Source organism: Kordia sp. E, from assembly GCF_056033805.1.
On the sequence record NZ_JBRASR010000002.1, the window covers coordinates 2,017,078 to 2,033,473 of the forward strand.

Consider the following 16,396-nt stretch of genomic DNA (forward strand, 5'->3'; position numbering starts at 1 on the left):
TATAAGAAAGAGCAATATGGTTACAACTAAACCTGAAAGCTGAAACTCTGTTGACTATTGATTATAGTTTTAGAGACTATTGAAGATGAAAATTTTGATTACAATTCTGTGAACATCAGAGTTAGTTAGATAATGCGTTTCAATTGATTTTTAATAAAGGAGTAGTTACTATTTTAATAAGAAGATATCTTGTATGTAACTTAGCTAATAACATTTTATATCTTTAAGTATATAAAATATAAAACCTCTTGAGTTATGACAATCAAGAGGTTTTGTGAAACAAAAAATAGAAGCTTATTATTCTACAATAAGCTTTTTAGTAGTTTTTATATCGTTTGAAATTATTGAGACTAAATATAATCCAGATGCAATATTACTTACATCAATTGTATTGTCTGGAGATAATTCCATATTTATTTTTTTTCCAGCATTATCAAACATTTCAATTTTAATATCTTCTAATCCTGCTGGAATTTCAAATTTTACAATGTCTTTAGCGGGATTTGGATATAATGATAAGCCAGCTAACTCATTTACATCTTCAACAGATAAAGTAGCTAAGTTGAATGTAGATGGTGCTGTTACAGCTGCAGCATTAGGATCTACTGTATTTACAAATTCGGCCATTCCGTTATCAATCATATCTGCTTGCATAAATGATTTTAAAGGTGTCACGCTAGTTGCTAATGCAGAATTGTTTTCTAATATATATATATTCCCAGTTGTTGGACTTCCATTTACCGTAAAGGTGTACATATTAGAGTTTGTTCCTGCTGAAGGTGCAGTCAATGTTGCAGGACTTCCTAAAGTTTCTGTAACTAAGTACCCATCAATTGTAGGTTGTGCAACATTATTTCCATCAAAGAATGTTGCACCCGCAGCACTTCCTATTGAAGTTGCTGATCCTGTATCAATAGTTACTCCATCTGGAACAATAATTGTAAATCCATAACTCTGTACTGAGGTTGCAAAGTTGTTGCTACTAGCATTTGGTACTGCTTGTATTGTAAAGCTATATCCGCTATTGTGTATCAATGAGTATGTATATCCATCTTGTGCTTTTAGTTGTGAAGCTAAAAGGAAGATGAAACTCATTATAAATATTCTTATTGTATTTTTCATAAAATTAATTTTCAGGTAATTGTTCTTGTATTTGATACGTACTAAAGTTTAGGAAATTCCCAGGATGCGCAAGTACATTTTGTAAAATGAATGGTGTGTCAGGAGTTGTTCCTGTGTATTGTGTATTTCCATCCATATTAATATCATGTAAATTATATCCAGGCACAACATATGTTGGGAAATTTAAAAAGTTTCCTGGATCATTCAATACTGTTGATAATATACTTGGTGAGTCAGGAGTTGTTCCTGAATACTGAACTATAGTATCACCATTTACATTTCCTGCCCATAATGCCATATCTCCATTTGATAATTGAACTCTCGCATTAGTTCCAAAAGTAGTAGTACCACTGTCTGTAAAATCAACATCTGTAGCAACTACAGATAATGATCTAGTAGTCTGTGTAATAACTCCTAAGTGATTTCGATGTTTTACAGCTACAAAATATGTACCTGTTAATCCTCGTAATATCACATTAGATGTTCCATCCAAACCAACAACTTCTCCATTACGTTGCACTAAAGCTGAAGTACCATCTACAACTAAAGTATTATCAGAACCACTTCTAATTTCAACCCATACCCAATCAACAATATTCTCTCTTGCTAATCCAGTACCAGAAATACCACCGTTATTAAATACGTTAGCGTTAGGTATTATATCTCCCGAATCATAAGGACTTACCGTTGGAAGTAAACTTCCAGAACGTAAATCATCATTCATAATTGCAGGACTTGCTTCATTAATACGTGGACCTTGCAAGAATACACTTGCGTTAATCCTTAAATCAACAACTTGATTAGGATCTAAGAATAAATTTTCTTGATCAACACTAAACCCGTCACCATTTCCGCCTTCGTATAATACGGTTAGTGAAATATTATCTAAAGTCGTCGCTTGTAAAGTTCTACTTGAGAATCCATCACCATTACTACCTTCATACAAAACGGTTAGCGAAATATTTTCAAGGGTCGTAGATTCTAAAGTTCTACTTGAAAACCCATCACCATTACTACCTTCATATAAAACAGCTAGTGAAATATTTTCAAGGGTAGTCGCTTGTAGTGTTCTACTTGCAAATCCATCCCCATTACTACCTTCATATAAAACGGTTAGTGAAATATTTTCTAGAGTAGTAGCTACTAAAGATCTGCTTGCAAATCCATCTCCATTACTACCTTCATATAACACGGCTAGTGAAATATTTTCTAAGGTAGTTGCTGTTAAGGCCCTTCTTGCAAATCCATCGCCATTACTGCCCTCGTATATGACGGATAATGAAAGATTTGTAAGTGTAGTACTTAGCTCAGTTTCTACATCATTACCATCACCATTGCCTCCTTCGTATTGTGCAAATACGTATGTGACTTGGAATAGTATAAAAGATAAGATTAAAAATCTTTTTTTCATCTTTATATATATTAAGGTGCAGTTCTAGCAGCTCTGAATCCAAGGCGATTGTTTCCACTAGCAATTATTGAAGCTCCATCAAATCTATCAGAGACTCTTATAAAGTCAGCTCCATTTAACCAACTTCCTCCACGGAAACTGTATCCATCACCAGTTGTATTGTTTGGCCAATTTGATACTGTACCATTTCCAGTAGTTGAGCTAATAATTCCATTTCCATGTAATCCTGTAAAGTTTCTTCCTTGTGAAGTTCCTACAGTAACACATCTTTCATATAAGTTACCAGAAAGTTCCATGATTCCGTAATAACTTCCTCCTGTTTCTTCTCTGTTATTATTTACGGCACTTGAAGCAAAGATTCCGTTTCTTAATGGTCCATCAATTGACCCATTTGTTAAAGAGTACATTGCATTTCCAGTATTTGTTTCTGGGTTGGTAACACGTTCACTTGAGAATCCTGAATTTACAATAGTATAGTCATTAGAAGCTATATTAGCACTTCCCCAAGCAAATTCACCAGGTTTTGGTAAAATTGGTCCTCTACATGCTTTTTCATATTCTAATTCAGATAAAGGTCGTAAACCTGTCCAATCCATGTATGAGTTCATATCTGCAATATCAAGATAAGCAATGGCTCTATCTGGGGCATTTGTAGTTGCGCTTGCTGTTCCTCCTGTCCATGAAACTGTATTTCTGCTTATGACTGCATCACTGTTTTTGTGAGTAGCATCTGTAACATCTCTATTTGTTTTTTGATTTTCTGTTAAGCTATTAAAGAAAGCTAACCATTGTCCTTCAGTAACTTCATATTTCATTGCGTAAAAGTCATTGAATCCTTTTGGATATGAAGCAGCTAATACACCAGTTTGATCTCCACCGTTAGAGTTTGTTGCTGTATAGTATAAGTTCCCTGAAGTATTTGCAACTGTTAATGCATTTTCAGAAGTAATTCTATAAGAAGAAGCAGTTGAAAAACCACCTGAATGGAATTTATTAGCTTCATCACCTGTAGTTCCACCTACGTAGAAAGATCCTTCTGGTACATATACCATTTCTATGGCAAATACCTGAATGTCTATAATATCATTTGTGTCAGTAGAACCAAAATTCCAACGAATTTGGTTGTTTTGGAAATTTACATTTCCACTTCCGTCTCCACTTCTATAAATAAATGCCCCGATTCCGTCAGAAGTAACATCTATTGTAGCACCTGGAGCAGCAGTTGAGTTTGCTTGACTGATGATTCCGTGTGTCCATGTACCATTGTTTACCCTGTACTTGATAAATACCCAAGCAGCATCATAGTTAGATGGCCCTGAGCTGATTCTCCATGAATTTTCCCAAAAAAGGTCGAACTCTATGTTTACCCAGTTTGAAACTTCATTTAAATTCTCTAGTGAAATGTTGTTCACTTGAATGTTGTTAGCCTTAGTCGAAAAGCTAAAACAAATTAGCATTAGAATTAGTGTAATTTTTTTCATTACTTTGAATTTGATTGTTTAGTTAATTTGATAAATTATATTACTAGTTAATTATGTATTAGCCACACATAAAGTGTTGATTGTTAATGATCAAAATTTGTGTGTAACTTTTTTGATATTCCAAATATACCCGAAGATGAAGTTGATTAGTGCAGTTTTTGTATAAATGGAATCAAATGTTGTATAGATTGTTTTTGGCTGAAAAGGGTGAAAATCCCCTTGTATGTTAACCATTTACAAAACCGAGCCGCATATACACATTTTTGAACCAACGATACTATGCATGTCAGAATTTGACTCGAAAGAATTACCTTTAGGGTTATAAAAGCCAAAATCTTATGTTAAGAGCCATATTAATTGATGACGAACCTAAAGCGCTAGAGAGCCTATCATGGGAACTTGAAAATTTCAGTGATGAAATAGAAGTTCTTGCAACATTTACCGATCCAGAGGAAGCATTATTATATGTGGAAAAAGCTAGTTTTGATTGCATTTTTCTAGATATTGAAATGCCAACAATGGATGGTTTTCAATTTTTAAATAGATTAAAGTCAAAAGATTTTGCAGTAGTAATTACGACAGCTTATAACGAATATGCTATCAAGGCTTTGAAAGAAGAAGCTATTGATTATTTGTTGAAGCCTATAGATATGGATGACTTAAAAATTTCCATTGCTAAAATTAAAAGGTATATTTCAAGAAATGACGTTTCTACAGAAAAGTTTGAACGAATTTTATCTGATTATAATAGTCGATTCAATAAAAAAAGAATTACTATCAATACCGATGGAAAACTTATATTCCTCGATTTAGACGATTTATTATTTGCTGAATCTGATGGAAATTATAGTACGTTGTATCTTACCAATTCAAAAAAAATAGTACTCACAAAGAAACTGAAAGAAGTAAATGCCATGCTGCCAGATGAGCGTTTTTTCAGAATTCATAATTCATTTATTGTCAATCTTGATAAAATAAAAGAATTTATAAAATCTGACGGATATGTAATTTTAGTTTCCAATCATAAAATCCCTATTTCTAGACAACGTAAAGCAGCTTTTCTAGAAAAATTATAAGAAAATTAAGTATATGTGCAATTTACCTAAGAATGCAACGCTGTTCATTCTTGCTTTATTTTTATCTACCATTAGCTTTTCACAAACTACAGATAGTATTTTTGTGGAAGAAGCCAATGCACTCTTAAAAACTAAAACGACTGAATTTTCTATTCTTGACGAAGCGTTAAAAAAATATAAAGGTGACTCTCTTAAGCTTGATTATATCACAACTTTATACAAGAAAAATAACTATGTACATGGTGAAACTTACATGCTAAATGCTATGGGCGTGTATTGTACAAATACATCTCAGTATGATAAAGCAGTTTTGTATCATAAGAAAGCATTAGCTAAAGCGAAAGAATTAAATCATAAAGAATTACACATAAACGCCTTAAACATGTTAGGTGTTGTCTATAGAAGAACAGAAGAAGTTCGGACAGCATTAGATTATCACCAGGAAGCATTAGCATTGGCAGAAACTATTGATGAACGAACAGTATCTGTAAAAAAGAGTATTGCAATTTCCCTAAATAGTATGGGGAATATATATTTGGCACTAGATCAATATGATTTGGCAGTACAACGCTTTAAAAAATCAATGGAAATTGAGAAAAGCGTAGGAAACAAACTCGGACTTGCCATTAATTATCATAACATCGGATATGCCAAAGAAGCAACGAACGACTTAGAAGGAGCTTTGGCTGACTACAGAGAATCGTTGCGATATAATGACGAAATTAACTCTGATTTAGGACGCGTTATTTGTAATTATACTATAGGTAGAGTTTATATTAAACAAGAAAGATTTCAAGAAGCAGTCGAAATTTTGTCCTCGACTTTGGAAATGGGAAAAGGATTGCGAGACAAATTTCATCTTTCAGGCGTATATCTCAATTTAGGTTGGGTACATCTAGAATTAAAAAACTATAAACTTGCCGATAAATACTTAAAAGAAGGATTGGTGCTTTCAAAACAATTCAGTCTTAGAAGTGCAGTAGTTGAAGCATATGGACATTTGTCAAAATTAGCAAAAAGTCAACGGCAATTTGAAAAAGCATTAGAATATCAAAAACAATCATATGAATTGAATGAAGAAATCAGAAATGATAAAAACTTCAAATATGTAAATGACTTGATTGCGAAATATGATGGTGAAAAATACAATCTGCAAATTGAAAATCTTGAAAAAGAAAACGAAAATGTAAAGCTTACGCTGAAAAGAAATAAAAGTATTTGGATAACGAGTAGTATTGTATTAGCCTTCTTGGCAATTATGATTTATATTTTGTACCGACAGCGTTTGTTGAATAATGAAAAAAAGATATTAACGCTAGAGCAAGACATGCTTAGAAGTCAAATGAATCCACACTTTGTGTTTAATTCGTTAAACTCTATCAAGCAATACATTATCAGTAATGAAAAGAAAAATGCGGTACATTATCTGAATAAATTTGCAAAGTTGATTCGTAAAATATTAGATGCTTCACGTGTGAAAGTTGTGCCTTTAGGAGACGAACTAGAAACAATGGATCTCTATATGAGCATTGAAAATATTCGCTTTTCAAACGAAATACACTTTGATATTTTAGTAGACAATGACATCAATCTCGATCAAATAAAAATACCTTCATTAGTATTGCAACCATTTTTAGAAAATGCATTATGGCATGGATTATCGTCTAAAAAAGGAACGAAAAACATCAAACTTTCAGTAGCAAGTGCCGAAGAAGATTTTATTACAATTACGATTTCAGATAATGGAATTGGAAGAGCCGCTGCTCAAAAAATTGCAAACGATAAAATTGTGAAACGAAAATCAATTGGTATTGCATTAACCAAGAATAGATTGAACAACTTTGTAAAAGACTTCAAAAATAACTTTTCGTTTTACTTTGTTGACTTAAAAGACGAAAACGAAAAACCAAGCGGAACAGAAGCTGTACTTCGTATTCCGCTTCGATAAGTCTATATATATTAATTAACTTTCCAAGTTGATGTAATAGAATCTTTTTGAACATTTAACGTGTCTTTTATAACTTCTTGTTCACGTTTTCTATTTGGATATAAATCGCTTTCTGATAACTTTTCAGAATCTTGCCATGTTTCACCCAATTGTTCCAAAATTTGAGTATTCCATTGTGATGGATGTTTTGCATCAATCCAAACAACATCTTTATAAGAAACATCAACCAATGCTAAATCGGGCGTTGAGCCACCATCAAACTGATCACTATTTTCACGTTTTGCAGCAATAGTTGACAACATAAACAAACGTCTTTTTCCAGCAATATCTCTAATAAAAGGTCTAAACTCTACAGGTTTATTAACTGTCCAATCGTATGATTTTTTAGACTCCATCACTTTTGCGGGCATTGCAGAAACACCTGCAAATCCTTCTTTTCGTTTAGCGTGATTATAATAATAAACTTTTTTAGTTCCGTCAGCGGGAATAAAAACACTGATAGATAAACTTGTGCGTTCTGGCCCAATAGGTTCTAAGCCAAACCAATGATACAAACCATCGTATGCGTTATTGACAACACCGTTAAATTTGAAATCGGTTACAAAAGGTTGCTGATTTTGATCTTCTATCAAATCTGGAATCTTAATGGCTGTCTTCTTATTCCAAGGTAATGGATCTGTAAAACCACCTAAAAACATCATTGATTTTGCTTGTAAACGTGATACTTTTTCAGACAATGTATTCTGACGAGTTAAGTATGGATAATTCTGTACTTCATCAGCAGAAATAAATGTTCCTTTTCCAATCAATAAACGTTCAAAGTAGTCACCCATATCATGTTCTCCAGTTTCTACAACCATGACACCACCAAATGTTGGATAAGGGAAAAAGAAACCTTTCCACTTTATTAAACTCACAACCTGAACCCATTTTCCTGCGTCATTTTTCATGTAGTATGCTTCATGCGGTTCATAATTCAATAATTGCCAAGGATTAAAACGCTGTACAACGGCATTATACGTGTTTCTACTAAACGCTAACGATTCGCCAATGGCAAATGTTGCAGAAATTCTATTCTCATTAGAAAAACGAGGAGAAGGCGATGTGCTCGAAACTGAAAATAACTCTTCAATATTATCGCTGGTACGTTGTACAAAATATTCCTGTGAAGGTTGTACAGCCATTGTCCATTGATTACGATCATCAACACGTACTAATTGTGGAGCTGATACTTCTTGCGTTTCCGAAATAGATTCGTATGCCATCGTTTTGATATTATTATATGGCTGAATACGTTCGTTTTGTGTTAACGGTAATTCTGACATCTCTTGAAGATTCATATCTTTAAACACATTGTATGTTTGCATATAATCATACATCTCTACATTCCAAAGTATAACATATATCAATGCAATAGAAGCAAGTGTGAGAATGGCTTTAAACACTTTTTTAAGTGCATTAGATGCTTTACGAAAAGATCGAATTCCGAGATATAAAATTCCAACGAATAACAGTAACACAAAGAAATACTTTCGAATAAAAAGTAACAATGGTTGATAATCGTCTCTCAAAATAAAAAGCGCACAAAAAATGATAAATCCTATAAGTATGAGGATGAATTTTTGTTTTCCGCCACGGTTCCAATATCTTTTTAGCATAACTTTCTATTTTAAATATCCTTTATCTTTTAATCGTTCTCTACCGCTCTTTTTAGGCGTTTCAGGTTCGTTTGACGTTTCTTTTGCTTCTGTTTTTTCTTCTTTAGAAAAACTTGATGCAGCTTCTTGTCCTTTGGTTTTAATATCGTCAATAATATCTTTTCCAGTATCAACTACTTTATCAATAATTTCTTCAGATTTATCTTTTATGTTGATAATCAAACTTGCAATATAAATTCCTGCCATTGTCCCAATTAATGCGGTTACATAAAACGGAATTGTCGGTGTTGCAATTGGAAACAAAAAGAAAAGAAATAAACAAGCTACAATAAAGATGATATTTACATAAACTAAACGCGGAATAAAAGGTTGTTCCACAAAGAAGCCTTTTCTACTAGTAGCCTTCATTTGTAATTCTTCAGAATGTGTAGCTCTATTAATTGTTTTATACAAACCGTTGCTTTTAGATTCTAGCCAATAGATAGAAATTCCAAAAACGAGACTTGATATAAGTATGATAATTTCAAATGTAATCATGTGTTCCAAGTATTTTGTTTAATTAATTTGATGACCCAATCCTGATACGATTTGTCCCAATTTGTATATTCTGAATAGAATGTTTCCTTATCATACCAATACAAAAATAATGGATCTTTGTATGGCGATGTTTTTACAATCAATTTCCAAACAAGTTCTTGTTCTTTCATTGGTAATTCGGGTGTTGGAATTTGTATACAAGCCAACACTTCTGGCGTTAAGCCACCTTCCACATCTAATGCATTTTCTTTTTTAGAATTTTCTTTCAAACGTTCTAAAATCATAAGTTGTTTGCGGACATCAGCCGTAAAACGATTTAAATAACGTTTGTATACATTGCTATTTTCTAAAATTTCATGAAGCGAATGCGCTGCATCTTCTATTTGTTTTGAAAAAATAATTTTTTGTACACGTTCGTAATATCCTGATAATACACTGTGTTCAGGATCGAGCACAATCATTTTTTCTGCAGCCAATGCACTATAAAAACGCCCATCTTTAATATGAAATGCTTGTGTTTTTGAGGATGTTTCTACTTTTTTAGCAACTTTCTTTGATTCAAAAATCAAGATATTTTTTCCACTTCCTTTTCTTCTGAAAACAAATACACCACCAAAAGCTCTTGTGTAAAAAGAATCTGTGGTAAACGACATGCTTTTCATTTCAAGCGTACGCGAACGTAAATCGCCATGTTTTCTGGCGGAAGCCAAAATTTTTAAATGCAGACTTTCGTCTAAAAAATTCTGATCTTCATGAAACGATTCAACTAATTTTAATTGTTTCTGTTGAATGCTGTATAAATCGTCAACAACAGTAAAATCTACAGATATCTGATTGTATTTTAATAAATCTTCTGGTTCGTAAAAAGCATCTATGTATTGATCTAAATCGACACAAATTGCAGCATCACGTGTAATGTCTTTAATTGCATCTTTATGTTCTTTAAACACTAAATTCATAATTTCTCTATCAAAACTATGAAAAGGAGAATATGCTGGTTTTTCGTTTTGCTTTGGCGAAAGAATAATAGCATTCGGATTGGCTTCACCAGAATTTAAATATAGAAAATCATCTTTTTCATCTGCAATTTCAGGACTCCAACCTATGGCGTCAATATGAAAACTGCGCAATTTTGTTGGCGCTGTTCCAATGAAAGAAAGGCATTTATTGTAGCGTTCTACCAAAGCTCCAGTAATGGGAACTAAGGCAGCGCCAAATAATTCAGATCGTTTTAATTTTTCCATTAGTTGAATTAGAAATTTAGTCTAAAAATAAGCTATTCAAATATAATATACTTTATAAGTAGCTAATTTTTGTTTCTTGTTACAGATAAAGGGAAAAGTGAAGATAAATACAGCTTTTTCGATAAAACTCATAAGTGTTTTTATAGTCTGAAATTCAATAATTAAGAGTCGAGATTGTTGAATGTAGAGTAGGTGTGCTTTTTTGAAGCGATTTAGGAAGATATCTTTGATTCATATTAATTTCTAAAATATTTAAAAATGAAAAAAAAGAATTTTAAATCTATTAAGTTGAATAAGTCAACTATAAGTTCTTTCTCTGTTTTTGGAGGAGAAGGAAAAACGGAAATATGTGGATTAGGATCTTTTGTTGTTCCTGTAAATTGTCCGCTTGGACCTCGTGATGATACTTTAGATGTGGGCTGCTCAGCGTGATTCTAGAAAATTATTAAGTTGCCAATTTAAAGATAAGATGTGATTGAATAAAAAAAGCCTTAAAGTTGGTTTAACTAAACTTTAAGGCTTTTAATTAATTTTTTGGCTAGTATAGAAATCTGGCTTCTTTTAATTCAAAGTTTTATAATCGAAATCCAATAATTTCGAGTGCTTCTTTCTAGTGTTTTACTTTCATTTAGTTTACTTTTTTAATACCATAATATGATACATTATAGAGCGTTTTGTAGTCTTGATTTCAATAATCAAAGGTCGTAATTATTGAATATCGAGTAGGTGCTTTTTTTTGGGTTGTATTGGAATATATCTTTGACTCATATTAATTTTAAAATCATTTAATTATGAAAAAAAGAAATCTTAAATCACTAAACCTTAACAAAACGTCTATTTCTACATTAATGTCTTCTGTTGGAGGTCGTTTTACTGTAACTATTGGAACTGGTTGTGTAACTCAACAGTCTGAATCATGCTCTCCAGGTGATTGTTTGAAAGAACCTACGCATACGCAGTTTCTTTGTTAATAGTTGTTTTAATGAACTTTGGTTCAGTTATGGTCGGAAGAAATTCCGACCTGTTTTTTAGTTTTATTTTTTAAAAAAAAGTATTTGAATTTCTTCCTAATTTAGTTACAAATAAAATATGTTATTCTAGATCAGACATTCTACACCTAATTTAGTTTTTACGCTTCCATTTGGTCTTGTAGTACCTGGGTTAGTTGTAACAATAGGTTCACAGTTTAACTGGCAAGTTGCTGATTTGGGCCCTATATCATTAGTACTATCAGTTCCTCCTTTTAAAAAATTTACATTTCTAATTATTGCAATTTTACTCTTCTTCAAATTTAATTTTTTCATATGCTTGAATATTTTATTTAGAAACGAATATATGAGTGAACTTCTTTTGATAAAAAGATTTATAGTCGAAATTGTTAGATTTCGAGTACTATTTTATTCTTTAAATGGCTGTTTCGTTTAGCTTTTTTATGTAGTACGAAGGATATAGTTTGGTACGTCTTTTAAAGTCTTTGGAGAATGATTCTGCGGAGTTATAGCCTAATTCAGCAGCGATTGATTTGATGTTGTATGCTCTAAATTTTTTATCAATTTGAAGTTTTTCCAAAGCATAGTCAATGCGCAAGTCCGTAATGTATTGAATGAACTTTTTTTGTTTGTGAGTTTGAATCACTTTTGATAAATAGGTGCTATTTGTATTCGTTTTGTTAGCTACAAAATTTAAAGAACAATTCTTTTTGAGAAATAATTCGTTCTTTTCAAAAGTATCTAATCCTTGTAAAATTTTTAAAACATTCTCTTTACTAATATTGATTTCTTTAGAAGAAGATTTTTTCTCTTTTTGGGTTTTCAATTCTTTTACAATTAATTGAAATTGTTTGCTGTTTTGAGATTGTTTTCTTTTGTAATAGCCAATAATAAGTATGATGATTAATACTAAGGAAAAAACTATAATACCATAGTTGTATTTTTTTTCTTTAAGATTATTCTGTAAAGAATCAATTCGATCTTTAAAAACTACAACATCATACTTTTCGTATAATTTTTCTGAACTCTCCTGATTTAAATTGTCATTTTCAGTGTCTTTTTGATGGAATAAATTATAATATTTGACGGTGTTCTCTAAATCCTTTTTTTGCTCATATGATTTCGCTAAAAGAATATACAATTCTTGTAAATCAGGAAAATTTGCCTGTGTTTCTTTGCGTAAAGAATCTGTTTTTTTAAAATATGAAATAGCTTTTTCATAATTGCCTTTTACATAATAGTTTTTTCCTCTATACAGATACAAAATTAAAAGTCGATTAGGAAGATTTAGATTATGTATTAAGTCTTCCGCTTTTATTAAATCGATGGCTGATTGCTCAATGTTTCCTTCTTCATGATAAATAATACCTTTGAGCCTTAACGATATGGCAAAAGCTTTATCATCGTTATAATATAAGCTCTTATTTAGCGCAATTGTATTGTAATGATGTGCAGAGTCTAAATATTTTTTTTCACCTTTTTTTTTGTCTATGAACAAATTAGTATAAATATCACTAATTGTCATGAGTGAGTTAACATATGCGCTACTATGTTTCTCTCCATCTTTCTGATTCACTAAATCTTCATAAAATGGAATGTTTTTTTTAATCAAGTTTAATGCATCTGCATTATCACCTATTTGTGTTTTTATCAAAGCAATATCGCTTGCAATGTTTGCTAGAGTAGAAAGGTCTTGTTCTTTTTTTGCAATATCATACACTTTTGTGTAGTATTCAACGGCTTTAGTATATACTCCAAATTCATAGTAAATAGTACCTTTGGTATATAGATAGTTGTAAAGAATTTTTTCATTATTCTCAACTTCTTTTATGGCAATATTTATACAATACAAAGCACTATCTTTTTTACGTAATGTACGATGTATTTCTGCTAATTCATAGTGAATTACGTGTGCAGGAATTTTGTTTGTACTATTTGAAGATGTCTCTAAAAGTGTTAGCAGATATTCTTTGGCAGTTTTAGGATTTGTTTTTTTATAGGTTAAAAAACCATTAAGCAAACTATCAATTGATAGTTCTTTCAGTGTACTTTGAGTTATTTCTTTTTTAACTTGAGCGTTCGCAAAGCTTATGAAAATAATAGATATAAGTGTGAAGAATAGCTTATTCATAATTTCTCTGTGTTGCATACGTTATTTGAAGCATCAGAATAGTGTTATCCAATGCACTCCAGTAATTGCGGAAGCATCTATGAGGCCAATATAACGGCTATCTCTAGAGTTACTTCTATTATCTCCAAGCACAAATATTTTTCCTTCCGGAATGATTAATGGCCCAAAATGATCTTTGTTCCAGTTTTGTTGATATTGTTTTTTAATAAAATCTTCTCCATAACCTTTGTCTTCCATGAATCGATACGTTTCTAATCCATTTGATTTTGCATCAGTATCTTTCATGAAGACTAAGAATTCATCTTTAGTTAGCCTCATTTTATCTAGCGATTCATCTTCTAGCTTTTTTATTTGTGCTTGACTCAAAAGATAGGAATGTTTTAATTCAAGTTGCGTGTCAAAATTTTCTCCATTTACATACAAAACTCCTTTTTTAATTTCAATAGTATCATTTTCAACACCACATAAACGAAAAATATAAATGAAATCTTGATAAGGAAGATCATCATATAAACGATCTCTAAATTTGAATGTAATTAAATCTCCACGTTTAGGTGTTGTTAGATTTGTTGAAAGAATATAACTTCCTGTTTTGAGAGCTGGCTCACTACTAGATGATGAAATTGTACTTAATACAAGAACTCCTGAAAATTTTAAAATATAATATAGTAATCCTATGCTAATAAGTATAAAGTATATTTTACTCGATTTCTTTTTCAAATTAATTATCCTTTTAAGGAATGTACTTCCGTAATTTTTCCTTCTGATATTTTATACATTATAATAAATTCCTTAACAGATTCTCCTTTTGTAAAGGTTACTTTTTTCATAACAATTATAAATCTTTTTCAAAACGATTGCGCGCTTCACTTCCAATTTTCATTTGCATGATTTGTTGTTCTACTTTACGTGAAAAATCTGTATCAGCAATGGTTGCAACATTGTCTAAGTAACGAATAACTTCTTGCTTGCGAATGTCTGCAAAGTTGAGTCCTTTCATGTTTGCTGTCATCAATTCTTTTAGCATTCCAAGTTTTGTATCGTACTCTTTTTGGAAATACAATTCAGGGTTTTCAAACCAATCTTCTGGTAAGTTAAAATCCGTTAAGCGTAATGAAATTGCACTTTGAATGTTTCTGATATCTCTTGATGAGAAAAACGGAAATTCTTTTTGAACCGAACCATATAAGTTTGAATAGAAGGTATGCGAATCTAACGAATCTTGCGCAAGCACTTTATCATAAATAATGGCAATCTTTTCTTCCGTTGGTTTTTCTAATTGACCTAAAATTTCTCCAGCATTTGCTGCTAATCCTTGATCACTTAAGTATTTATAATCAGGATGATCTTTCATAGAAACAAATCCTGGTAATGTCTTTTCAAGTTTCTTCCACCAAATATAATCTTGATCTAAGAAATCGTGTTCTGTACGTGCACCATCAATTTTAAATCGACCTTGAATTCTAGAAATAACTGCTTTGTCTAATTGTTCAGGTAAGTTGGTAAATAATCCAATAGAGCTATTTCCATGATTTACCGCATATGCACCTTCTGTATAGCGTAAAAATACACCGATCACTTCTTTTACACCAGCCGAAACACCTTGCGCTGTTCGTTCTTGTAAATTGTTTTCTGCATCATCAATTGGTGCAAAAATCAAGCGTGTAGGATCTTGCATAGGTTTCATCCATTGTACCATTTTTTCTGCTGATCCACCTTGAAAAGTAGAAACAACAGTATCTGGCATTGGATGAAATAGAAATGGAATGTCTAAATGGTCACAACGTTCTTTCAACATTGTTGCAATAGCTGCAATTAACATACTTTTTCCAGTTCCAGGGATTCCATACCCCATAAATACAGGCATAAAACCACCAAGTTCTTGAAAAGGATTTTTCTTTGTAGCAATGTCATAACTCATCATACGTTCTACCAAACGCTTCGCAAAGTGTTTTGCGTCTTTGTTTCCGACAATTTGTTCAAAACGAATTGGATTGAATTCTACACTTGCGGCACTTCCTGTAAAAGCAGTTTCCCATCCAGCAATAGAAAATTCAGAATCTTCTAATTGGTAAGTTCTATCTGTAATTACTTCTGTATGATCTAATGCGCCTTTACGTTGAATAATTTCATTCAAATATGCTTCAAAATATAACACCGTAAAATCAATCACATCTTGTTCAGAATTGATCAAGTTTGGATGATTCATGTATTTGTCATAATAGAACAACTGACATGAAACTCCTTTCATTGGCGATAATACTGAAACTTCAGGAATTCCTGCAAATTTGTTTTGCATTACTTTGTTGTCTTCCGAAGCTTTCTCTTTCATTTTAGACAGAATAAAATACGATACGCTAAACACCATAAAAGCGGTTGCTGTTTGTTGTTTTGATTCGTATTCTTTGCGTTGTTCTGCGGAAAGTCCAGCTCTTTTTTCATGCAAGATAGACAAGCCTGAAGCATCGTAATAACTATCTCTTATCCACAATCCAATAGCTAATGCTTCTTGCAAATTGAACAATGTTTCATTCAGCGCAAGCGGTAATGCTACCGAATCCGGAAGTAAGCGTTTTTTTAAACTTAAAATTGTTTTTGAGATGGAAATAGTGTTCGCACCAGCATTTCCTGTTGCTTTAGACAAGTATAATAAAATATCTTCTTGTTCTTTATTTCCGTCTCTGTTTCGTGCTTTGTAGCCTTGTTCCCATTGTACGCCTTTGATGAAAGAAGAAGCTTCTTCACGTAAAATGGTTAATTCAGTTTTTTTGATAGGAAACGTCGGTTGTTTCTCCATAT

Annotated in this window: 14 protein-coding genes; 4 read left to right on the forward strand and 10 right to left on the reverse strand. The window is 31.9% G+C overall.

What is annotated here, in order from left to right; all coding sequences use genetic code 11:
* Positions 1-297: 297 nt before the first annotated feature.
* The 3 genes from ACUUYC_RS12115 to ACUUYC_RS12125 are packed head-to-tail and all read right to left on the reverse strand — an operon-like array spanning position 298 to position 4,014.
* On the reverse strand, positions 298-1,122 hold the full coding sequence (locus ACUUYC_RS12115) for a T9SS type A sorting domain-containing protein (RefSeq protein ID WP_474266131.1): 825 nt from the start codon (positions 1,120-1,122) through the stop codon (positions 298-300).
* Between the two features lie 4 nt (positions 1,123-1,126).
* Complete coding sequence (locus ACUUYC_RS12120) at positions 1,127-2,533, reverse strand: hypothetical protein (RefSeq protein WP_474266133.1); 1,407 nt, start codon at positions 2,531-2,533, stop codon at positions 1,127-1,129.
* A gap of 11 nt (positions 2,534-2,544) precedes the next feature.
* On the reverse strand, positions 2,545-4,014 hold the full coding sequence (locus ACUUYC_RS12125) for an SUMF1/EgtB/PvdO family nonheme iron enzyme (protein WP_474266134.1): 1,470 nt from the start codon (positions 4,012-4,014) through the stop codon (positions 2,545-2,547).
* A gap of 338 nt (positions 4,015-4,352) precedes the next feature.
* On the opposite strand from ACUUYC_RS12125, the gene ACUUYC_RS12130 reads away from it, so the two are divergent.
* Together ACUUYC_RS12130 and ACUUYC_RS12135 are read left to right on the forward strand one after the other, a co-directional pair.
* The gene (locus ACUUYC_RS12130) at positions 4,353-5,090 is read left to right on the forward strand and encodes a LytR/AlgR family response regulator transcription factor (RefSeq protein ID WP_474266135.1); all 738 of its coding nucleotides are present in this window, start codon (positions 4,353-4,355) and stop codon (positions 5,088-5,090) included.
* A gap of 13 nt (positions 5,091-5,103) precedes the next feature.
* Positions 5,104-7,038 carry a tetratricopeptide repeat-containing sensor histidine kinase gene (locus tag ACUUYC_RS12135; RefSeq protein WP_474266136.1) on the forward strand — a complete coding sequence of 645 codons (1,935 nt, stop codon included), beginning with the start codon at positions 5,104-5,106 and terminating at the stop codon, positions 7,036-7,038.
* Positions 7,039-7,049: 11 nt separating this feature from the next.
* On the opposite strand, the gene ACUUYC_RS12140 is transcribed toward ACUUYC_RS12135, so the two are convergent.
* From ACUUYC_RS12140 to ACUUYC_RS12150, 3 genes are read right to left on the reverse strand one after another with little or no spacing between them, the layout of a single operon-like run.
* Positions 7,050-8,696, reverse strand: a complete 1,647-nt coding sequence (locus ACUUYC_RS12140; RefSeq protein WP_474266138.1) for a hypothetical protein — start codon at positions 8,694-8,696, stop codon at positions 7,050-7,052.
* A gap of 6 nt (positions 8,697-8,702) precedes the next feature.
* Positions 8,703-9,233 carry a hypothetical protein gene (locus ACUUYC_RS12145; protein ID WP_474266139.1) on the reverse strand — a complete coding sequence of 177 codons (531 nt, stop codon included), beginning with the start codon at positions 9,231-9,233 and terminating at the stop codon, positions 8,703-8,705.
* Complete coding sequence (locus ACUUYC_RS12150) at positions 9,230-10,477, reverse strand: DUF6638 family protein (RefSeq protein ID WP_474266140.1); 1,248 nt, start codon at positions 10,475-10,477, stop codon at positions 9,230-9,232. Before ACUUYC_RS12150 ends, ACUUYC_RS12145 begins: the two co-directional genes overlap by 4 nt.
* A 258-nt stretch (positions 10,478-10,735) precedes the next feature.
* Between ACUUYC_RS12150 and ACUUYC_RS12155 the strand changes: the two genes are divergently transcribed.
* Together ACUUYC_RS12155 and ACUUYC_RS12160 are read left to right on the forward strand one after the other, a co-directional pair.
* Positions 10,736-10,909, forward strand: a complete 174-nt coding sequence (locus tag ACUUYC_RS12155; protein ID WP_474266141.1) for a hypothetical protein — start codon at positions 10,736-10,738, stop codon at positions 10,907-10,909.
* A 359-nt stretch (positions 10,910-11,268) separates the two neighbouring features.
* Entirely contained in the window at positions 11,269-11,448 is a 180-nt protein-coding gene (locus ACUUYC_RS12160; protein WP_474266142.1) for a hypothetical protein, read from the forward strand.
* 126 nt (positions 11,449-11,574) lie between these two features.
* Here ACUUYC_RS12160 and ACUUYC_RS12165 read toward each other — a convergent pair whose 3' ends face one another.
* The 4 genes from ACUUYC_RS12165 to ACUUYC_RS12180 all read right to left on the reverse strand — a co-directional run bounded on the left by ACUUYC_RS12165 (position 11,575) and on the right by ACUUYC_RS12180 (position 16,394).
* Positions 11,575-11,766 (reverse strand): hypothetical protein, encoded by a 192-nt coding sequence (locus ACUUYC_RS12165; protein ID WP_474266143.1) that lies wholly within the window; start codon positions 11,764-11,766, stop codon positions 11,575-11,577.
* Between the two features lie 115 nt (positions 11,767-11,881).
* Entirely contained in the window at positions 11,882-13,597 is a 1,716-nt protein-coding gene (locus ACUUYC_RS12170; RefSeq protein WP_474266144.1) for a helix-turn-helix domain-containing protein, read from the reverse strand.
* A 33-nt stretch (positions 13,598-13,630) separates the two neighbouring features.
* Positions 13,631-14,317: a signal peptidase I gene (lepB, locus tag ACUUYC_RS12175; protein WP_474266145.1), complete on the reverse strand. Its 687-nt coding sequence runs from the start codon at positions 14,315-14,317 to the stop codon at positions 13,631-13,633.
* A 115-nt stretch (positions 14,318-14,432) separates the two neighbouring features.
* Positions 14,433-16,394: an AAA family ATPase gene (locus ACUUYC_RS12180; RefSeq protein WP_474266146.1), complete on the reverse strand. Its 1,962-nt coding sequence runs from the start codon at positions 16,392-16,394 to the stop codon at positions 14,433-14,435.
* Between the last annotated feature and the right edge of the window lie 2 nt (positions 16,395-16,396).